Annotated in this window: 22 protein-coding genes; 5 read left to right on the top strand and 17 right to left on the bottom strand. The window is 40.5% G+C overall.

All coding sequences use genetic code 11. The features are described 5' to 3' along the window. The first annotated feature begins 8 nt into the window (after positions 1–8). Positions 9–221, top strand: coding sequence for a DUF6965 family protein (locus B3E92_RS07235; RefSeq protein WP_070565692.1), 213 nt, complete (start codon positions 9–11; stop codon positions 219–221). A gap of 32 nt (positions 222–253) precedes the next feature. Here B3E92_RS07235 and B3E92_RS07240 read toward each other — a convergent pair whose 3' ends face one another. From B3E92_RS07240 to dinB, 7 genes are all read right to left on the bottom strand, one after another. Next, positions 254–631 carry a response regulator gene (locus B3E92_RS07240; RefSeq protein WP_070565524.1) on the bottom strand — a complete coding sequence of 126 codons (378 nt, stop codon included), beginning with the start codon at positions 629–631 and terminating at the stop codon, positions 254–256. A 249-nt stretch (positions 632–880) separates the two neighbouring features. Further along, positions 881–1,084 (bottom strand): YwbE family protein, encoded by a 204-nt coding sequence (locus B3E92_RS07245; protein ID WP_070565526.1) that lies wholly within the window; start codon positions 1,082–1,084, stop codon positions 881–883. 263 nt (positions 1,085–1,347) lie between these two features. Next, on the bottom strand, positions 1,348–2,673 hold the full coding sequence (gene rseP, locus B3E92_RS07250) for an RIP metalloprotease RseP (protein ID WP_070565528.1): 1,326 nt from the start codon (positions 2,671–2,673) through the stop codon (positions 1,348–1,350). 16 nt (positions 2,674–2,689) lie between these two features. Beyond that, positions 2,690–3,847 (bottom strand): 1-deoxy-D-xylulose-5-phosphate reductoisomerase, encoded by a 1,158-nt coding sequence (locus B3E92_RS07255; RefSeq protein WP_112376162.1) that lies wholly within the window; start codon positions 3,845–3,847, stop codon positions 2,690–2,692. A gap of 15 nt (positions 3,848–3,862) precedes the next feature. Continuing rightward, the gene (locus tag B3E92_RS07260; RefSeq protein ID WP_070565532.1) at positions 3,863–4,669 is read right to left on the bottom strand and encodes a beta-carotene 15,15'-monooxygenase; all 807 of its coding nucleotides are present in this window, start codon (positions 4,667–4,669) and stop codon (positions 3,863–3,865) included. A 207-nt stretch (positions 4,670–4,876) separates the two neighbouring features. Continuing rightward, positions 4,877–7,003: a S9 family peptidase gene (locus B3E92_RS07265; protein WP_286895972.1), complete on the bottom strand. Its 2,127-nt coding sequence runs from the start codon at positions 7,001–7,003 to the stop codon at positions 4,877–4,879. 144 nt (positions 7,004–7,147) lie between these two features. Beyond that, positions 7,148–8,245, bottom strand: coding sequence for a DNA polymerase IV (dinB, locus tag B3E92_RS07270; RefSeq protein ID WP_286895974.1), 1,098 nt, complete (start codon positions 8,243–8,245; stop codon positions 7,148–7,150). 265 nt (positions 8,246–8,510) lie between these two features. Here dinB and B3E92_RS07275 point away from each other — a divergent pair, with 265 nt between their 5' ends. Then, positions 8,511–8,915: a hypothetical protein gene (locus B3E92_RS07275; protein WP_197084053.1), complete on the top strand. Its 405-nt coding sequence runs from the start codon at positions 8,511–8,513 to the stop codon at positions 8,913–8,915. Between the two features lie 41 nt (positions 8,916–8,956). On the opposite strand, the gene B3E92_RS07280 is transcribed toward B3E92_RS07275, so the two are convergent. From B3E92_RS07280 to B3E92_RS07295, 4 genes are read right to left on the bottom strand one after another with little or no spacing between them, the layout of a single operon-like run. After that, the gene (locus tag B3E92_RS07280; RefSeq protein WP_084823202.1) at positions 8,957–9,910 is read right to left on the bottom strand and encodes an exonuclease; all 954 of its coding nucleotides are present in this window, start codon (positions 9,908–9,910) and stop codon (positions 8,957–8,959) included. Between the two features lie 4 nt (positions 9,911–9,914). Continuing rightward, positions 9,915–10,490, bottom strand: coding sequence for a dephospho-CoA kinase (coaE, locus tag B3E92_RS07285; RefSeq protein WP_197084052.1), 576 nt, complete (start codon positions 10,488–10,490; stop codon positions 9,915–9,917). 10 nt (positions 10,491–10,500) lie between these two features. Further along, on the bottom strand, positions 10,501–11,451 hold the full coding sequence (locus tag B3E92_RS07290; RefSeq protein WP_046674519.1) for a hypothetical protein: 951 nt from the start codon (positions 11,449–11,451) through the stop codon (positions 10,501–10,503). A 52-nt stretch (positions 11,452–11,503) separates the two neighbouring features. Continuing rightward, positions 11,504–12,478 carry a BtrH N-terminal domain-containing protein gene (locus tag B3E92_RS07295; protein ID WP_070565538.1) on the bottom strand — a complete coding sequence of 325 codons (975 nt, stop codon included), beginning with the start codon at positions 12,476–12,478 and terminating at the stop codon, positions 11,504–11,506. Positions 12,479–12,840: 362 nt separating this feature from the next. Between B3E92_RS07295 and B3E92_RS07300 the strand changes: the two genes are divergently transcribed. Next, positions 12,841–13,500: a DUF6266 family protein gene (locus tag B3E92_RS07300; protein ID WP_070565540.1), complete on the top strand. Its 660-nt coding sequence runs from the start codon at positions 12,841–12,843 to the stop codon at positions 13,498–13,500. A gap of 62 nt (positions 13,501–13,562) precedes the next feature. Here B3E92_RS07300 and yajC read toward each other — a convergent pair whose 3' ends face one another. The 4 genes from yajC to B3E92_RS07320 are packed head-to-tail and all read right to left on the bottom strand — an operon-like array spanning position 13,563 to position 16,483. Continuing rightward, positions 13,563–13,880 (bottom strand): preprotein translocase subunit YajC, encoded by a 318-nt coding sequence (yajC, locus tag B3E92_RS07305; protein ID WP_070565542.1) that lies wholly within the window; start codon positions 13,878–13,880, stop codon positions 13,563–13,565. 26 nt (positions 13,881–13,906) lie between these two features. Continuing rightward, a complete protein-coding gene (locus B3E92_RS07310) occupies positions 13,907–14,368 on the bottom strand; it encodes a DUF1573 domain-containing protein (RefSeq protein WP_070565544.1) in 462 nt (153 codons plus the stop codon). 27 nt (positions 14,369–14,395) lie between these two features. Further along, the gene (nusB, locus tag B3E92_RS07315; RefSeq protein ID WP_070565546.1) at positions 14,396–15,343 is read right to left on the bottom strand and encodes a transcription antitermination factor NusB; all 948 of its coding nucleotides are present in this window, start codon (positions 15,341–15,343) and stop codon (positions 14,396–14,398) included. Positions 15,344–15,403: 60 nt separating this feature from the next. Further along, positions 15,404–16,483, bottom strand: coding sequence for a Glu/Leu/Phe/Val family dehydrogenase (locus tag B3E92_RS07320; protein ID WP_046674513.1), 1,080 nt, complete (start codon positions 16,481–16,483; stop codon positions 15,404–15,406). Between the two features lie 181 nt (positions 16,484–16,664). On the opposite strand from B3E92_RS07320, the gene B3E92_RS07325 reads away from it, so the two are divergent. Then, entirely contained in the window at positions 16,665–18,446 is a 1,782-nt protein-coding gene (locus tag B3E92_RS07325; RefSeq protein ID WP_286753797.1) for an ABC transporter ATP-binding protein, read from the top strand. Positions 18,447–18,540: 94 nt separating this feature from the next. Next, positions 18,541–18,885: a hypothetical protein gene (locus B3E92_RS07330; protein ID WP_286895976.1), complete on the top strand. Its 345-nt coding sequence runs from the start codon at positions 18,541–18,543 to the stop codon at positions 18,883–18,885. A 95-nt stretch (positions 18,886–18,980) separates the two neighbouring features. Here B3E92_RS07330 and B3E92_RS07335 read toward each other — a convergent pair whose 3' ends face one another. Further along, entirely contained in the window at positions 18,981–20,222 is a 1,242-nt protein-coding gene (locus B3E92_RS07335) for an MFS transporter (RefSeq protein ID WP_286895978.1), read from the bottom strand. Then, positions 20,219–21,343, bottom strand: a complete 1,125-nt coding sequence (locus tag B3E92_RS07340; protein ID WP_286895981.1) for a dipeptidase — start codon at positions 21,341–21,343, stop codon at positions 20,219–20,221. The genes B3E92_RS07335 and B3E92_RS07340 overlap by 4 nt, the downstream gene beginning before the upstream one ends. Position 21,344 lies beyond the last annotated feature (1 nt).

Genomic DNA, 21,344 nt, shown 5'->3' on the forward strand with positions numbered 1-21,344 from the left:
TTTGTGGTATGACTCCAGAAGAATTACAACACTATTTTCAATCCAAAGACTTGCCCGAAACGCTGGAAATACAGCAAGATATGCAGGTCTTCGACGTTCAGCGTTTCTTGAGCACAAGCTTCATCCATGTAAGCTTATGGAAAAAAGATTTAAGCAAATGTCCATCCTGGATTAGACTGCTGAAATTCAAGGATGCCTTAGAAGCAAAAGAAGAAGCCTAACATCTGTTAGGCTTCTTCCTTATTTATACGTTCTATAGGCTGGGCGCAAGTTGTTTCATTAATAAAGGCATCTGTTCTTTCGAAAAAATCTCTTCTGCCCCGGCGTCCCGCAATTCCATCCGCTCATTCTCATCACTGCTCGAAGTCAACCCAAATATTCTGATCGAGGGAAATCTTTCTTTCACAATTTTTGCCGTTTCTATTCCGTTTAATACAGGCATATGCAGGTCTAATATACATATCTCAGGAAGCTCATGCTCGTTTTCATGGAGGTAGTCGATCAACTCCCTGCCATTGGATGCACAATAAACCAAATCCAATAAATGTGATTGAGCCATCGCTCGCATCAACACATGATGAATCATCGCATCATCTGCGTAGACAATCGTACATCTATCTTTGGTATCCATTTGAATAAGCTGTCATTTAGTAATTATAAAAACAATATTATATAAATATGTAATAAAATAAAAAATACAGAAAAAAGTTAGCAATAATTATGTTATTATACAAATTTTATTTCAAAATGTCCAATATTAACAATCCAACAAACTTTTAGTTTGATTTATACAATAAGAACATCATAGGTAGCAATCTCTTCGCGTCAACAACGCTAGAAAAGATGTGGTAAAGAGAAAAGAAGACCGGTAGATTATCTCCTAAAAATCATCTTCAATAATTTCGGCCACTCTTCCTATTTGGCCGTCCGTCAACCTGACTTTAATCCCCCTCGAATGATAAGAGGACGATGTTAGCAAGTCCTTCACAATGCCTTCTGTTAGATTTCCCGTACGCTGGTCCTTTTTTAAGATTATATTCACCAACATACCTGGCTTTACATCTGCTCTATTTCTTCCATCCATGGTCAAACTTAGATAAATAGTTTTTTAAATGCAATATAAAAAATCATTTATTGTTGGAAAGACCTTCATCCTGAATGCAGGAAAAAGCGTATTGAAGTGAATGCAGGGCTATTGCATACATAAATGTTACAAATCAAATGTAAAGACCTTTTCCTGCTAGCACTGTCATATCACAAAAAATGGTCGGAATTTCTTCCGACCATCGTTGGCTTTTAGCTTTTTTTAGAAATAGTCACCGTCAGCATTGACCGGCGACCGTTGACTTATTTAAATAACTTAAAGATATCGTTTCCAAATATAAAGACCATCAAGGCCAAAAGAATGAAGAAACCGACCATTTGTGCTTTTTCTAGGAATTTTTCACTCAATGGCTTGCCTTGAATCATCTCAACCAACAAGAACAACACGTGACCGCCATCCAAAGCTGGAATAGGCAATAGGTTCATAAATGCCAATGCCATAGACAACATCCCTACTAAGGACCAAAAACGGATCCAGTCCACTTCCGTGCCAAACAGAGTTGCAATGCCAATAGGGCCAGATAATGCTTTATCAGCACGCACTTCGCCTTTGAAAATTTTACCAAATCCCTTAGCGTTATCGGTAATCACTGTAAACGCTTTCTTTGCACCGATCGGAAACGCCTCCATCAAGGTATATTGCGTTGTAAACGATTTGATAGAATAATCACGATTGATCCCTATTCCCAGCATGGCATCTGCAGGAACAATTCCTTGCAAGGAAACTTCAGCCCCTTTGCGTAAAACTTTAATCGCAACCGTTTTATTGCTGTTCGCTTTTATTTGCGCCTTAAATTGATCGAAGAAAGGAACCTGTGTCTCGTTTACGGCAATAATGCTATCGCCTTTCACAAACCCCATTTTACTTGCCACCGAACCGGGAGCTACTTCAGCAACACTGGTCGTTTTAACCCGTGGCTCGATAAACTTCTCTCCTTTTTTGTCGGAAAGCGTGTTTAATAAATCAGCGGGGACTTTGACTTCTGCTGTAGCTCCATCACGCTCAACTGTAAGTGCAACTCCCCCCATCAATACTTTAGAACTGATCAGCTCCGAGTAATTTTCGATACGGTGACCGTCTATTGCAATCACTTTATCGCCAGCTTTCAAACCAATAGATTCACCAATGGACCCAGGTACAATACCGTTTACCAGCTGATCCATTTTAATGTCTGTATTGCCCATTTTAAAAGTCAGCATCCAAAAAACAACAACACCGACGACAATATTGACAATAATACCGCCTAACATGACGATTAAACGTTGCCAAGCTGGTTTTGATCTAAATTCCCAAGGTTGTGGCTCCCCCTTCAATTGCTCCGTATCCATCGATTCATCGATCATACCCGCAATCTTGACATAACCGCCTAAAGGCAACCAGCCAATACCATATTCACATCCTTTATAATTGAATTTAAATAATTTCACTCCCCAAGCATCAAAGAACAGATAAAACTTTTCCACCTTGATACCAAATGCACGTGCTGCTAAGAAATGTCCTAACTCATGTAGAACAATTAAAATTGACAAGCCTAAAATCACTTGTCCGACCATAATTAAAACACCCATGTATGCTTTTTAAAATTTAATCTTTGATTATTTCCTTTGTTATTAACCTTGCGACACGATCCGTCTCCAGATAATCATCCAGCGTCGGTGTCGCAATGAATTCTACTTTATCTAATGTCTGTTCAATAATATCACTCATCTCCAAAAAACCAACTTGATCTTTCAGGAAGGCATCCACAACCACTTCATTGGCCGCATTTAATACACAGCTTCTATTTCCGCCGGTACGAAGGCTTTCATACGCCAATGCCAAATTCCGAAAAGTTTCCATGTCTGCTTTTTCAAAACTGAGCGTCGGATAGTCCATGAAATTAAATCGTTCAAAACTGTTTTCAAAACGTGCCGGATAGGTCAGTGCATACTGGATCGGCAATTTCATATCAGGAATCCCCATTTGGGCCTTCATGGAACCATCCTGAAACTGAACTAACGAATGTACAATAGATTGAGGATGTACAATCACATCCACCTGATTTATGGACAGATTGAAGAGCCATTTTGCTTCAATCACTTCTAGCCCTTTATTCATCAGGGATGCCGAGTCAATCGTAATTTTGGCGCCCATCGACCAATTGGGATGCTTCAAGGCTTGGGCCTTCGTAACCTGTAGGAGATCGGCACGTTTTTTCCCACGAAAAGGACCGCCGGAGGCAGTCACATATATTTTCTCAATTGGATTATGCTCCTCACCGGTCAAACACTGAAAGATCGCCGAATGCTCTGAATCCACAGGAAGCATGCGTACACCATATTCTTTCACTAAGGCCATTATCAGCTCACCAGCGACAACAAGTGTCTCCTTATTGGCCAGTGCAATATCTTTTTTCGATTGAATCGCTTTAACAGTCGGTTTTAATCCCGCAGATCCAACAATTGCATTCAAAACGATATCAACTTCTTCCAACTGCACCACTTCAACCAATCCGGCTTCACCCAAAAGAACAGCGATATCATATCCTTTTAAAGCATCCTGTACCTGATTATAGTGTAGGGAATCTGTTACCACCACTGCTTTGGGCTTAAACTCCAAGGCCTGTTGGATCAACAGTGTGACATTGCTGCCACAAGTCAGAACAATTGCTTCAAATGTATTAGGAAAGGCTCTTATCACATCCAAGGCTTGTGTGCCTATACTTCCCGTTGCCCCTAAAATGGCAATTCCTTTTTTACTCAAAACCTTTGCTATTAATTAAAATATATTATTTAAAATCTTTGGATCTTCTCCCCCATGGTAATCCGCCATCATGGATCGGTAAGCGACCGAAACAACAATACTAGCCAGAGGTACCACCAAAAACGAGCTCACGAGGTTCAAAATAATAAAAATTATGTAATATTCTAAATAATTAAAATACATCTGTAGTAACTGGAAAAAAGCAAATACAGCCAAAATCAATAATAGTTTGAATACATTGCCTTTTGTCAATGCAAAACTGAAGCGTAATGACCGTAACGTCCCCGCGTGTTTATCAATAATGAAAAACGGATAAAATGCCACTCGAATAATCAGGATGAACGTCAATATGGCCGCAACAAAGACAACAAACATCGTAAAGTTGCTCATCAGCTCCATCCGATTGTCACCATTTTCAAATAGGTAAAGGAATGGTAAAGAGACGGCCCCCAATAGCATCAAAAGTGCTATAGAAAGCACCATAATACTCAACATAGCGCCAAAAAAGTACGCAAGCTCTTTCGTACTCGGGATACATTGGACGAGTTTCTTTTCCTGGTTACCATCAATCAGACTTAAAATATACTTAAACAAAGTCATGTTCAATCCAAAATACATCACCATGAAAAAAAATGCCATAAAGCCACTCAACACCACATTGAAATCACTGATGGTGGTCGCGAGATAATTAGACAGTCCGGAGGTTACAAATAGTAAAAAACAAAGCCCCGCCACTGAAAAATAATGCCTTTTCAGCAACTCCAATGACTTATTAAAAACCTCGTTAACGGCAAAAGTACTTTCCTTTAGGAATTGAATCATTTTTTCTTTGAATAAACTTCTACAAAGATGCCATATTTTTTAATTTTCAACAATTTACACACCTAGAAAAATCACTTTTTTTATCATTTTTAACATAAAAAGAACGGTTATGGAAAATCTGTTATCCCAGATAGATGAAAACAGGCTAAAAATAAAAATCCCCTATCCGAATGGATAAGGGATTTTCTATTTTGACCTTAAGTCTTCCTATTTAAATTCTTTGGGAAGCGGCTTCTCCAATAAGTATTGGTAGTAGAAACGCGCACGCTCATTAAAATCATATTTACTTTTCGAACGGTCAAATCCATGACGGCTTCCCGGATAGATCATCAATTCAAAAGGGACGCTTCGATCCGTTAATTTATCGACAAGTTGGGTTGTATTCTGCAAATGAACATTGTCATCCATATCGCCATGCATAATGCGCAACACGCCTTTATAATTATTGGCATAGGTCAACACAGAACCAGCTTTATATCCGTCTGGATTGTCTTGAGGCGTGTCCATCCATCTTTCCGTGTAATGGCTATCATACAGATCCCATGAGGTAACCGGTGCGCCAGCAATACCAAAATCAAACACATCTGCCGCCTTCGTCATCGCCAAACAAGTCATATAGCCACCATAGCTATGCCCTGTAATAAGTACTTTGTTTTTAGCGACCCAAGGTTGCGATTTTAACCATTTAACAATTGTCGAATAATCAATAATTTCCCAGTGACCAAGATTGCGGTGCATATAAGCAACTCCCTGTTTACCAAAATGACCCGATGCCCGGTGATCTGCAGAGACTTGAATAATTCCTTCATTGGCCCAGTACTGATTGGCCGTTCCTTTCCAGGTATCTTTTACCGTTCCCGCGTCAGGCCCACCGTAAATACTGAAAACAACCGGGTAAACTTTTGATTTATCAAAATTTGTCGGATAAGTGATGGTCAATGGAAGATCGAACAGTCCGTCATCTGATTTAAGATGTAAGTATTCGGTTTTACCGTAGGTATACGAGGCAAAATCAGCAGCTTTACTATCCGCTAGCTGACGTAAGACCTTACCTTGATTATCCAACAAAGCGAACCGATCGGGTGTACTCACATTGGAGTATTTGGTAATAAAATACTTGCCGTCAGGCGATACATTCACATCGTGCGAGTATTCACCGAACGTCAGACGTTTTAAGTTTTTACCTGAATAATCCACGCGGTACAAATCAAAACGCGCTGAGTTTTCTTTACGTGCGGTAAAATAGATCACCTTATTTTTTTCATCAATCCGTTTTAATTCCGTTACCTGCCATTCGCCGGAAGTAATTGGATTGACCAATGTTCCATCCAATTTATAGAGGTAATAATGCGCCCAGCCTGTCTTATCCGATTTTAGGATATAATATTTGTTGTCCGCCAGATATGTGATACGCTCATCGTGATCCAAATTGATCCATGAAGCCTGACGCTCATCGTAGATTTCTTTGTTTGCACCAGAATTTGGATCCACCTGATAGAACTTTAAATTGTTCTGATCCCGGTTCATCCACTGTACCATCACATTTTTACTATCAAAGGCCCAATAAGGCTGGCCAAAATACTGATCGTCTTTCTCGTTGAAATCAGCCCAGGTAACGTTGCCCCCTTCGAGGTGAACGATTCCTACCTTCACTTCCGGATTTGGGTCACCGGCTTTGGGATATCTTGTCTCCTCCAGGTAACCATGCTGGCCTTTGGACGAATAAATCGGAAACATCGGAACCTTGGTATCATCGAAACGCATAAAAGCGATCTTACGGCTGTCCGGAGACCACCAAAAAGCTTTATATTTTGTTGGGCGCCCAAGAATTTCTTCGTAATATACCCAGGATGACCAACCATTGTAGATCACATCAGTACCATCCTTTGTATATTGCATTTCTTTTCCTGAAGTCACGTCCACGCTATACAGATTGCTTTTACGCGTAAAGGCTACATATTTACCATCCGGTGATAAGGTCGGATTCTGTTCAGCAACATCAGGAGAGTTGGTCAGCCTCTTTGCTACACCATCGGTACCTTTCAGGAAGATATCATTGTTCTCGACATAAACAACCGTCCCTTCTTTAGCGGGAACTGTATAAATGCTTCTGTGACCTGATTTAATGTTAACCTGATATAAACGACCATCATTTACATCATTTTCCAGATAAGCTGTCCCGTCTGCCCAGCCAGGATACTGATTGGTACGAACTGTCAACGATGACTTTTGCCCCCAGGACTGTGCAAAATCCAATTTCTTTTGTGCGAAACCAACCTCGTGAACAAAAAAAACGATAGACGCACCTAAGAGTACTCTTGATACCGTATTCATTAATTTTTGGATATGTTTATTAATTATTTTGGCTAAGATAAAGAATTGTGACAAATAACGACGATTTTGCCTGTAACAAGCTTAATTCACATATCGCGTACCATATGATTTAGCAAGGGCTCGATTAAACCGGATGATTCCTTACTAAGGATGTTGCTCGAAAAGTGCAAGCTGTATGCCTTCCTTTGGAAAATCAGCTTCTTCCACAAAATTTGATATCGAAACACCCAACAACCTCACTTTGTTCACCAGCTCAACCTTGCTCAACAAACTATGGGCGGTGGCGTAAATTTTGTCTTCCGAATCAAAACTATTTTCTAAGGTTATACTTCGTGTCAACTGAACAAAATCGGCATATTTAATTTTTAAGGTTAAGGTTCGCCCAGATATTTCCTTTTTCCCAATACGTGTCCACAACTGTTTGCAGAGCCGTTGCAAAATGGTATTTAATTCTTCAAAAACTTCTACATCCTCACCAAAAGTATCCTCAATCCCGACCGATTTGCTGCTACGATTGGGAACAACAGGACGGTCGTCTATCCCGCGTACGATACGGTAAAAAAAATGCCCCGTCTTTCCAAACCAACGTACGAGATCCTCTTCACGCTGTTTTTTTAAATCAAGCCCAGTAAACAGTCCCAGTTCATGCATTTTTTTTGCTGTCACCTTACCTACGCCAAAAAACTTGTCCACGGGCAATGACTCCATAAACTTGACAATTTTAGAAGGACCTATAAATGTTAAGCCGTCGGGTTTGTCCATATCCGAAGCAATCTTCGCAACAAATTTATTCACGGAAACGCCGGCCGAGACGGTCAGATTCAGTTCTTCTTTGATTGCTTCTTTAATGGCTTTGGCGATATCAATAGCCGAACCAATGCCCTGCTTGTCTACAGTAACATCCAAAAAAGCTTCATCGAGGGAAAGCGGTTCAATTAAGTCCGTATAACGGAGAAAGATCTCCCGGATTTGATATGAAACCTGACGATACACGTCAAAACGAGGATAGGTAAAGATAATATGGGGGCACAACTGAAGAGCCTTTCGGGAGCTCATCGCAGATTTGACGCCAAATTTTCGTGCTTCGTAACTGGCCGTCGCAACTACTCCTCTCCCATCCGGAGAACCACCTACTGCAATCGCTTTCCCCCGATATTCGGGAAAATCACGCTGATCTACAGATGCATAAAAGGCATCCATATCCAAATGAATAATCTTGCGATGTACCTGTTCGGGATCCATGATCCAAATTTACAAAAATTAGCATTACAGACTAAGAAAACCAAAAAATAACTAATAGAATTAGCAACTACAGCAAAGCCCGCAAACGGTAGGCTCGGGAGCCTCTTACTCCAATCACGCTCGGCAACTTTCTAGGCTACATCTAAACCATTCGTTATTATGCCGTTAATTTTTTATCTTTAGGTGAAACTATAGGTTAGGCGAAAAAGCATCCAGTCCTGATAGTCTCATAAATCACAGTAAAAAGACTTAAAAATAGCACATTATGGAAAATATGCCTGAACAAAAACCGAAAAAATCCGGATTTAAGAAGTTCTTACTTCTGCTGATCCTTTTTCTACTTGTGGGGGGTGGATCCTACGTTTACTGGAAGTATTACTATGTATTCGGTGAAGGCGTAAAATCTGGTTATCTTAATTATGCTGTAAAAAAGGGTAATATTTTCAAGACATACGAAGGTAAGCTCATCCAGGAGGGGTTTGGAAGTATCAAAACGGGTGGTATCGCCAGCAACCAATTTGAATTTTCTATTGAAGATGATTCTATATTCCGTCAATTGGAGCTCAATAGTGGAAAGTACTTCGATCTGCGCTACAAAGAATATCATGGCGTTCTTCCCTGGCGTGGAAACACGGTTTATATTGTTGACAAAGTTGTCAATATGAAATAGAAATTTACGTTCCCGATTGAAGATTTTTCGACACAGCCTGCTTATGCAGAAAGCACATCACGCACGATCAATTTTTCGTTAAAAAAACTTTTTAAAATGGTCCCGTCACCGTGTAGTGTCCAAACTTCCTGGGGATTTACCATCTTAATGTAGTGAAGAATGTCATTCCAGTCCACATGATCTGAAATATACAATTCGATATCATTCTGTGCCTGTAAACGTTTCCAGCCTGAAGCAAATGCACGTAATACTTTGGTCGCCCTAAAATAACTGTTAAAAGTCATCGGCGGTACCAAATAAACTTTATTCTGTTCGCCCTGTTTCATTTCTTTTCTGTTGTAGGGCTCATAGTCTAATTTCTTCAGCCCGTGTTGGTCGTAAAGGCGATGGTAGGGCAATATTCCACTATGCACAAGCACTTTTCGCTCCGGACAGTATCTGTTGATCAAATCAGTAATCCGCTGCGCCTTGCCCAACACATAAGTACCTAATAAGATATTGCTGGCATGTCCGTCGAGTTTTTTTATCTCCTCCGCAGGATCTGGGTGTATAATATCCGGATTTGCAAATGTGCTTTCTGTAATAAGGACATCGGCTTGCTGCACTTCGATCGGCTCGCAAGTCTCATCAGCTTGCAATTTGTAATCGCCCGTGTATAGGTAGCGCACTCCCCGGTATTCCATCAGAATTTGTGCCGAACCCAATATGTGACCTGCTGGTAAAAATGTGATTTCGACCGCACCCATTTTAAACGGACTATTGAACAATTTAACCTGATATGAATCTTTGCGGTTTTGTTTATAGCGATAAGTCATAAACAATGAAGTTGCCTGCGTTGTATACACATAATCGTGTCCCGAACTGGCATGATCGCCATGGGCATGAGATACGACATTGTGCATGACGGGATTGCTCGCATCAATAAAAAAATCACCATAACGGCAATAATAACCTTCTGGTTTTCTGACCAAGAAGTCAGCTAATATGATCGACATAGTTTTATTTTAGAAATTTTTGATGTAAAGTCCACACTTGCGGCAATAGCGGAGTGGTTCCATCATTAATGATGACGAAGTCTGCCAGTTTTAATTTTTCTTCATCAGTTAGTTGCTTATTTATTCGCTCCATGACCTGTTCTTCAGTGACGCCATCACGCTCCATAACACGTTTAACACGTATGTGTAAAGGCGCAGTAACCAGGATAGTATAATCAAGATCCTTGTAAGAGCCACTTTCAAAAAGCAAAGCAGCCTCCTTGAGTGAATAACGGGATTTTTGTTGTTCGGCCCAGTCTTTGGCCGCCTGGATAACGATGGGGTGTACAATGCCATTTACAAGTTCGAGCTTCGCCTTGTCGCTGAATATCTGTTCGGCCAAAAAAGCCCGATCTAATTTCCCATCCTTATAGGTCTCTTTGCCGAACTCCGCAATCAAGCGTTCTTTGATCCGTAAATCGGTATTCATCAATTCCTTCGCCTCATCATCTGCATTATAAACAGGTACAGCCATGGCTTTAAAAAGCTGACAGATAAATGTTTTACCGGATCCAATTCCGCCTGTTATTCCAATCTTCATGAAAATAGTGTTATTTACGTACAAAAAAGTCCACGTTTTGAGGTACAACGCTGATTACCTTACAAAAGTCAGGTACTTTGGTCAGCAAAACAGGCAAATATTGCACCCCGTTTTTCTCCCAGTCAGCCAGATCTACCACAGCTTCAAAATCTCGCGATGTATAGTTATTATAATCCTTAACGGACATCAGTACGGTGACGACCACTTTGCTTGGATTAAGCCTAACAGAACTATAGCGCTGGCCATTTTCAACCTTCACGGGTAATTCAATCACTTTCTCGGTTAACTCCCCTACAGGCATCAGAACCTCGACCGAAGTCGGATAAACATTGATATTCGCTTTTTGGTTACGTGCCAGGTTTGCCACGGTTCGAACATCGGTCTCCACTTCCTTCCCGCGAACGGTATCGGTCTCCCAATACTCAATCGCCGAAACATCCTCATAGGGCCCTGTAATCGTCACATAAGCCGGGGTAATCTTGGTATCAGCAATAAAACCATACCCACGCTTAAAGCCAATATTGGATAAAGGTTTGACGGGCACTTTGCGCTGCGTCTGTTTGGAAAAATCGAAAAACAAGGTATCTGGGCTGACCGAGACTACCCGTTGTTCATGTGGAAACTGCCGGTTGATAAAGCCCAATTGATTGGAAAAAACAATCCAATCTTTGGTTTTTAAAGAGCTTAGGTCAACCTGCACCTTTGGGGTTTCCAAAGCAGCTTTGGAAAATAGGAATTGCCATCCCGTCATCTCCAATTTCACCTTTACCGTATCGGATTGCTGTGGGTGAAATGCGCGTTTCTCGGGAAGATTGACATATTCAATTGCTGCCTTAACGGACACAGTATATTGATTGGAAATCGAAAACAATAACCAAGCTAACAACGAAATTCCAACACAACGCACGAAGACATTAATCTTACGCCGTTGGGTCTTATTTATTCGAACTGCATTCGCCATGACACAAACTTAATCAATTTGCGCAAAAATTAGCGTTCTTATCTGCATTTCATCACAAAGACGCCAATATTTCCATTGCATTTTTCTCTTTTGTGGCAAGGGTTTTGAAAATTGCTGATGCCTGTTGGACAGCATCGAAACTGGCCGTCTCAGCAATTTGACTAAACAATTCCGACAGGGATGTCCACAATAATGCAATCTGTACAAACTCATGATGAACCACCGCGAGTTGTTCTATTCCGAGGAGATCGTAACTTTCCTTGATAAAGTCGCGATACAGATTTCGAAACAAAGCACCCCCAGTGCCCGCTTTTTCCATTAGACTTGCAGCCATCTTAAACTCGCTTTCAATAGCTTGACTTGTCTTGAACCAATTCAACACTTCTTCACTGGTCTTCAAAATTCCTTTATATGAAATATTGTTGATAGGTGGTGCAAGATATTGCTTTGCATTATTGACCATTGCGGCAATCAGCACTTCTTTCAGGTCAACGTTCTCCATATTACCTGCTATGGTATAATACAAATTTTTGGACGACATAGGCCTTTTCTCTGCCCGCGCTATAGCTAAACTCGCAAGCGACGTCTTCACACTACCGCCTTGCTGCCTCGTATCCACCAAATAGGCGTGCTCATCGTCATAGCCATATATAGCGACATAATGTCCCGCAAAATGAAATGGCTTAGTAAAATATTCCAGGTAATAGGCATCGAGTTTTAATCCCACAGGTTGCCCCTCATCCAAGAGCTGTCGTACAGCCTGCCAGGCTTTTACTTTTGAAGAGGTTTCATGAACATTGAGTTCGAGACCGAGATTTTTGCAGATATGCTGCGTCAGGAGATCCGTTTTTATTCGTCCGCCCAAAAATGGAAAGTCCATGGTTTTCATTTTCCAATAGATAAAACTAAGTCCCTCCCCTAATCCAAAAAGCATCGGTTCAGAAAGTTCAATGCCAATATGCTTCAATAAAGTACCTGTTGCGGTGGTTTCACAATGTAGCCCGTCAAACGGTTTAAGATTTTCCATAGCATTCTTTTTTACAAAATTAGAAGCTCGATTGACAGCTTGGTGTCAGCAGGAAAAGAGCGTCTAATAAATACTTCTTGCGACACACTTTTTTGTTACAGAGTGTAGTCCCTTCCCTATTGTCTCATTTAATTTTTTAGCTGCAACAAAAGAATATCCGTTGGTAACCAACTTATCACTTTTTACAGTGATTGTTCAGTGATCGTTCAGTGATTGTTCAGTGATTGTTCAGTGCAGACTGAATAAACAATGACTGATTACTGTCTAAACATAGACTAAAAATTGTGTTTAGGGATTACCTGGTATTAGCATGTTTCCTTTTTAATGCTTATCTTAATTATCTATAAGCTAATCAATACATTATGGCAATCATCAAAAATGGCGTTAATGGGACTGTTTCCGGGAAAGCAGGCTCTGTTGTATTTGTGTCGACTAAAACAGGAAATTATGTACGCTCTCTCCCTCGCGTTAAAAAACGAGAGCCCACACCTGAACAGCTGCTGAGTAGAACACGCTTCAAAACTATGAGGTCGCATATAAGCATGTTAAACCCGATCATCAATATAGGCTACAAGGCATACAGTTATCCGAAACGGGCCTATGATGTCGCAATGTCTTATAATTTAAACCATGCGCTTATTCAGGAAGAGAACGGTTTTGTGGTGGACTGGCAAAAATTTATGATTGCCAAAGGAAGTCCCAATCCCATCACTTCCTACACGATGGATTTCGATCAAGAAAACCAGGTGTTTCTGGTTACCTGGGAATACGACCCCTATCTGGAGAAGAAATTTGACATGGGAACTTATGATTCGTTCTTATTCCTGTATAATGCAACGTATAATGGGGCTGAATATCCATTTTTGACGAATGAGGCGAAAAATAGCTTAATAACGGGCAGACAAAACATTGATATACCGAAACATAAAAAGCAAGTGACCTATGAAGTGTATATCTTTTTTGTAGAGAGCTATGGCGGAGGTAATACAGACAGTATGCACTTAGGTAAGATAAAGATTTGACCGGTACATAAAAAAAGCCAGTTTTCCACGAAAACTGGCTTTCATTTCTTTCCCAAAAAAGCTTAAGAAGCGCTCTTCTCCGTGTTGTTAGCAGCTTTAGAAGCATCTAAAGCAATGGCTGATTTGTCAAAACGGATTTTTACACCTGAACCTACATCAACTAAGAAAGTCGTGTCTGATACTTCTACAATGCGTCCGTGAATACCAGCTGTAGTTACCACCTTTGAATTTACACCAAGTTCTTCAATATATTTCTTGTGATCTTTTTGCTTCTTCATCTGCGGTCTGATCATGAAGAAATAAAATACCACGATAATCAAAACCATTGGTAAAAAACTCATCATGTTGCCACCCGCTGCTTGTAATAATACTGTGTTCATCTTCTATTATATCGTTTAATAATGTGTTATTTTGCTAATACTTCGCCCTTTAGCTGCACTGTTGTTAAGCCATTGGAAGCATTCGATTGAATCGTAATGATCTTCTGCTGTTTACCAACTTGTCCCTCACTATTGAAAGTTACATGGATCTCAGATTTTCCACCTGGCAAAATAGGGCTTTTCGAAAACTCAGGTTGTGTACAACCACATGAAGCAGTCACTTTCGAGATAATAACAGGTGCATCACCCGAATTTTTCAGCACAAAGGTATGCTTTACCTGTGCGCCTTCCTTTACCTGACCGAAGTCAAATGCAGACTCTTCAAATTCTACTTTTCCCAATTGTGCTGCCGCCTTGGAAAGGCTATCCGCAGCTGCTGTTTCAGTCGCTGTCTTGCTTCCTTCATCTTTTCCTTTTTGTGCATTTCCGCAAGAAAATAAAAGTACTGCCGACAAAGCTAAAACCGAATATTTGCCAAAGTTTTTCATTCGTATAAATTATTTATGCGTTTGGTTTTAATCTCTTAAACCACGACCTGCCTTCTGGATTCTTCCTTGTTGATTCAGATCGTTTAATATTTTATCCAAGATACCATTGATAAATGTATTACTTTTCAATGTACTGAATACCTTAGAAATTTCAATATACTCATTTATTGTCACTTTCACAGGAATAGATGGAAAATTAACCAACTCACATATGGCCATACGCATCAATAAAGTATCCATTAACGCAATACGGTCTGACTCCCAGTTCTTCGTTTTCTCCGAGATAAGCTTTTGATATTCATTTGTATTGCGAATAGTTTTACCTAGCAATGCAATGACATAGTCGCTATCATCATTCCAGTTTTGCGTAATCTCTGCCAGTTTATTTTTACGTGGATCTTCTGAACTAAAGTTCTTAAAAGTCTTCGCAATCAACGCTTGCAATACTTCTTTATCGACAGGCCAGTTGATGAATTTCTCCTCAAAAACCTGCTCAATAACCGGTGATTTCAAGATAATCTTTTTAAAGATATGCTTGATGATATCCTTTTCCGTACCGATCGAACGATCCTCTTGTTGCAAGTACTCCAAATAAGCCTCGGAATCCTTTAATTGCAAAAATACCGTACGAACGATCTCCGGATCGAAACTCCAAGAAATTTTATACTTTTTGACACCTTCTCCATATTGTGGATTTTGTCTCAATGACTCAATAAAAGTGTTAGTACTTAACTTGGTCGTTAAAGACAAGTCTTTTTCAGTTGGTAAAAACTTATTAGCTCTACCCTCTGCATCTATTAAGACATAATCAGATACTTCATCTAATAGATTCAGTGTCCACATATACATCTCATAGACTTCATCCACATTTTTTAATAGTGCTTTTTCAAATGTTTTGATGTCTTTATCTTCTGAAAGACTGTACGCATAAAGCGTTTGCACTACTTTTACCCTCAGGTGTCTCCTGTTTAACATAGTAATTTAAAGAACGATTTTTTTATAAAATAATAAGTAAGAACGATTTTGGGATGAAGACTACCGCTTGATTTTTTTAATATCTTGGATACGCTTCTCCGCAATGCGATTAGCCGCTTCAAAAGTAGAAATATTCTCTTCTTTTGATTTTTTCAATACGTCTCTAGTCGCATTATAAATATTTTTGATCACAAATTCAGTGTGATCTACGCCGTAATTTTGAATTTCTGAATAGCAGCCGATTAATGCACCAGCGTTGATCAAATAGTCAGGCGCGTATAATATACCTCTTTCATGCAGAATAGAACTTGTAACAAGTTCATCTTTCAATTGATTATTGGCAGAACCAGCAATAATTTTGCATTGCATTTTCTGTGCGGATTCCGGATTTACCGTACCACCTAACGCACAAGGAGAATATACATCAAATTCGTGATCGAATACTTCATTGTAAGGTATTGGCTCAGCTTTGTACTTAGCCGCCACTTTCAGCATTTTTTCTTCCGTAATATCGCTGACATATACACGTGCATTCTCTTCACGTAACATCGCGATCAAACGTTCACCAACACCACCTACTCCATGTACAATAACTTTTTTACCAGCAACATTTTCCGATCCGTATAATTCCTTTAAACAGGCTTTTATACCAAAATAAACACCTTGTGCAGCAAAAATGGAAGGATCACCGACACCGCTACCATGAATAGCCTTTGGTAGACCAGCAACGTGGTCAGTCTCGGTATAAATATGTTCTAAATCACGTTGTGTCGTACCAACGTCTAGTGAAGCAATGAAATTACCATTCAATCCTTCAATAAACTGGCCCAAACGGCGCAATAAAACCTCAGATTTGTCCAAACGGCTATTACCAATAATAACAGCACTTCCCCCGCCTAAATTCAATCCAGTGATGGCAGATTTGTACGTAATGGCCTTGGATAAACGTAAAGCATCCTCAATAGCTTCTTCTGTACTTTCGTATGGTAACATACGAACTCCTCCTATCGCAGGCCCCAAGGTTGTATCATGGATCGCAACGATAGCTTTCAAGCCCACTAATTCATCATTACAGAAAAATAAGTTTTGATGGCCAGACTGGCTCATCAATTCAAAAATAGAATTTTGAGATGTTGACATAAAATGTACTACTCTAATTTGTTTTAATTTTTTAAGGTACTTGATGCAAAAGTAGGAAAATTATTCGTTGTGCATAACAACTTTTTTTATCCAAGACTTAACATTTGATTTCCGAATGACAGTAAATTCGCTCAAATCGTAAAGCATTTTGATGAATTAGTCCTACTTTTGTATTCGTAATATGAAGGATCTCGCCTACTTAAATAAGTACTTTTATAAATACCGCTGGAAACTGATTCCAGGGGTAATTTTCGTTATCATATCCAACTATTTTGGGGTATTGCCTGCAAAGGTAATTCGCGAAGCATTTGATTTGGTTCAGGAAAACATCTATCTATACCGTCTATTTGATGGTTTCGACAGACAGGAACTCATCTACCAGGTATTTGGCACCAGCCTCCTATTTTTTGGTTTCGTCGTGCTCCTACTTTCACTGCTGCGGGGCATATTTTTATTCTTTATGCGTCAGACGATCATTTTAACCTCGCGTTATATTGAATACGACCTCAAAAATGAGATCTATAATCATTACCAGGATCTAAACTTTGGTTTCTTTCGGAAAAACAATACCGGAGATCTCATGAGCCGCGCGACTGAAGACGTCAATCAGGTACGTAACTACCTAGGACCTGCCATCATGTATGCGATCAATACCGTAGTTTTATCGATCATGGTCATCTATGCGATGTATAGCGTCAACGGAAGATTGGCCACTTATGCATTGGCGCCAATCCCTGTCCTATCGGTTATTATTTTATTTGTTAATAAAATCATTAACAAGCGTAGCTTAAAAATACAGAAACAACTGGCGAACCTTTCTTCTTTCGTCCAGGAGACTTTTGCTGGCATCCGCGTCATCAAAACCTACACCAGAGAACAAAATAAAATGCAGGAATTTGAGAAGGAAAGTACCATTTATCGGAACACGGCTCTTGATCTCGTCAAAGTACAGGCTGTTTTCTTCCCGCTTATTCTATTGCTTATTGGACTCAGTACAGTCATTACCATTTATATTGGTGGAATCGAAGTTGCCAAAGGAACAGTAACTGCCGGAAATATCGCCGAGTTTATCATCTATGTCAACCAGTTGACTTTCCCTGCCATGTCTTTGGCTTGGGTCACGTCATTGGTGCAACGTGCTGCCGCGTCACAAAAACGGATTAACGAATTCCTTCAAACCGAATCTCCTATCGTTAACGGCACAGCTGCCAAGGAACTGGAGGGCGAAATCAAGGTTAATGGGATCTCGTTTACTTATCCGGAAACCGGCATTCAGGCGATAAAAAATATATCGTTCCAAATCCCGATCGGCAAAACACTTGCTATTATCGGAAAAACAGGATCTGGAAAATCTACGCTGGCCAACTTACTCCTTCGGATGTATGATATCGACAAAGGAAGTATTCATTATGATGGTCTTGAAATTAAAAACCTTGATTTCAAAAGCTTACGCCAACAGGTCGGATTTGTCCCACAAGATGTTTTCCTATTTTCGGATACCATTGCCAATAATATAGGCTTTGGTTTAGACCACTTTACACAGGAACAAGTGGAACAGGCTGCCAAAGATGCCGCTGTATACGACAATATTATCGCTTTTGAAGATGGATTTGAAACCGCTGTTGGAGAACGTGGGATTACCCTCTCCGGGGGGCAAAAGCAACGGGTATCCATCGCACGCGCTTTAATTAAGGAACCCAAAGTATTGATTTTTGATGACTGTCTTTCAGCCGTGGATACAAAAACGGAAGAAACCATTCTCCGTTCGCTAAGCCGCATCATGAAAGGTAAGACCTGTATTTTTATTGCCCATCGCATCTCGACAATCAAGAATGCAGACCATATATTGGTGATGGATCAAGGGGAAATTGTAGAACAGGGTACACATGCTGAATTGATGGATAAAAGAGGTGAATATTTTGAACTCCATGAAAAGCAATTACTGGAAAGTGTGGAAGGATAAATAAAATATCCCTGAATTCAGCTAAAGGATCCAAGGGATATCTCTCCTAAATTTGTCTTAAATATTTAAGTCAAACATTTTACATTAAAGGATCATGGAGAGAACCCCTATTCAAAAGGCTACGTCAAACGACGGAAAAACAATTGCTATTATTTCTTACTTAACCATCATCGGCCTTGTTGCAGCCATCATTATGAACAACAAGGAAAAGACTGCTTTAGCACAGTTCCATATCCGACAAAGTATAGGTATCTCCGTGACAGGAATGGCCTTGGGGCTGTTACGTTTTGTTCCAGGTATTGGCGGAATTGTCCTTAGTATTGTTGGATTGCTCCTACTCATTGCTCTTATATTGGGATTAATGTCTGCATTTGCCGGAGAGCAAAAGCCACTCCCTTTCATCGGTGAAAAATACCAGGAATGGTTTAATATGCTATAATAGGCCTATAAATAACATGGAGCACCTCCCCATCAAAGATGCTCCATGTTTTAATTTTTTCTGAAATCCCTGTTTTTAATTGACCAAAGGCATCTTTAACGAGCTTTCACATCCGGCAGCGCTTTCTCCTCTTTAAAAAATACGGCAAATAACACAAGACAAAAACCAGAAATACCTGCAGGAATAAACCAAAGATATTCCCAAAATTGAGCAGCATAAGCTGTTTTTAGATAATCTGAAACTGCACCGGCAACCCAAAATCCGATTAACATCCCTACACCATACATCGCGATGGTAATAAGCCCCTGTGCAGAAGCTTTGTATTTTTCGCCGGCAATTCTATCAGTATAAATCTGGCCGACTACAAACATAAAATCATAGCAGATGCCATGTAATAATATTCCGAATAGCAATAAGAATGAACGTTCCTGTCCGTCGCCGTATGCAAAAAACAAATAACGGAGTGCCCAGGCTGCAATCCCCAATAAAATCATCTTTTTATACCCCAGGCGTCTAAAGAAAAATGGAATCAACAACAGGCAGATGGCTTCGGAAAATTGCCCCAATGCCATTTTTGCTGTGGGATTCGGTATTCCGGAGTTGACCAAAAATGGATTGGCATTTTGATAATAGAACGAAATAGGTATACAGATGACAATTGCTGTCACAAAAAAAATCAGAAAGCTCCGCTGTTTTAAAAGCTTCAGTGCATCCAAACCGATCGCCTTGCCAAAATCAAATTTTTCATCCCTGAGTTTCACCTGCGGCGGAGTTTTTGGGAGAGCCAGACTAAAGAATGCCAGTAACAACGAGCAGACCGCCCCCATAATAAAGGTGTTGTGCAGAGCACCTGCCTGTATCGATTCGGGCGCATCCCAACGGAACAAATAACTGATGACAAGTCCCGAACAGATCCAACCGATCGTTCCCCAAACACGTATCCCCGGAAAATACTTCTTCGCATCTTCTATATGCCGGAATGCTATTCCATTGGACAAGGATAACGAAGACATGTAAGCCATAAAGTAAACAAACACATAGGGATAAAAATGTGTTGCATCAGGTGCTTGAGACATCCCGTAAAGTAGTCCAGCTCCAATGAGATGCAAAGCTGAAAGCACCCGCTCGGCATTAAAGTATCTGTCGGCGACAAAACCCACAAAAAAAGGAGCAAATACAGCACCAAGGGATTGTGTCGCAAAAATATTCGCTACCTCCATTCCTGAGGCATTGAGCGATTTAATCAAGTATGTTCCCAAAGTGACAAACCAGGCCCCTTTGATAAAATACTCTAAAAACATCATCAGGGACAATTGCACGCGTAATACTGGTTTCATCTATTCAGTTGTGTTGGAGGTGTTTGTTTTGATTCGGGCAATGCATTTCGCATAAAATTAAGCCAGTTCTTGCTAGCAATCTTTTCAAGATCGGTCTTATCATACCCTCTTTTTGACAGGATACCAAATACTTTTTGGATATCAGCAATAGTTTCCAGATCATAAGGACACTGCTCTCGGCCAAATGCTCCATCTAAATCGCTCCCTACGCCGACATGATCAACATTTCCTGCCAATTGACAAATATGATCAATATTGTTGGCCATGATTTCCATGGAGCAATTGCTTGTTTTAGGGTCGGATACACCGCGGACCCAATTCGGTACCATCATCCAAGCATCGAGCGCTACGCCGATCACTGCTTTTTTCGCAACAAGAGTCTTGATCATTTCGTCACTGAACTGCCTATTATGGTCGACAAACTTGCGACAATTATTATGGCTTGCCCAAATGGCACCGTTATAACGTCCAACAGCGTCCCAAAACGCATCATCATTGAGGTGTGTTGCGTCTAATATCATCCCCAATCGCTCCATTTCCCGCAACAATAGGACGCCCTGTTCATTAAGCTTGCCCGATGAGTCGGTTCCGTTGGCATATCGCCCCGGTCCGTAATGCGCTGGTCCGACAGCTCTCAAACCATAATTATAAGCTGTTTCAAGATAACTGATATCTACAATTGAATCGGCACCTTCCAGACTCAGCAGATATCCGATTGGCTTATCTACATGATCGCTGCCATTCGACCAAAGTGCTATATGTTGATCCAGATCAGCTTTTGTACAAATCATTTTCATTTGCCCATCGGCTTCCATTGCCTTATACCACGCAAGCTGCCCCTGCGTCTGCGCCCAAGCCTGTTCCAGGGAGTACCAGCCTGGTAAAGAGCTTTCGGGTTTTACGAATCGAGCGATTTGTGTGGCAACAACCAAACCAATATGACCACGACGCAATTCGTCAAAAGTGACTGTTGCCTTAGCCCGATCGGGCTTGTCATCCATCCCCTTTTCCCTGCGGTTGAGTTCCGTAATTGGCAATCGAAGATCCCGATTCCATTCCATGGCATTCATACTCAAATCCAAATGTGCATCGACCAAAAATGGCATTTCAAATTCGTACATA

The sequence above is a fragment of the Sphingobacterium sp. UBA6317 genome (assembly GCF_002440385.1).
GTDB classification, from domain to species: Bacteria; Bacteroidota; Bacteroidia; order Sphingobacteriales; family Sphingobacteriaceae; genus Sphingobacterium; species Sphingobacterium multivorum.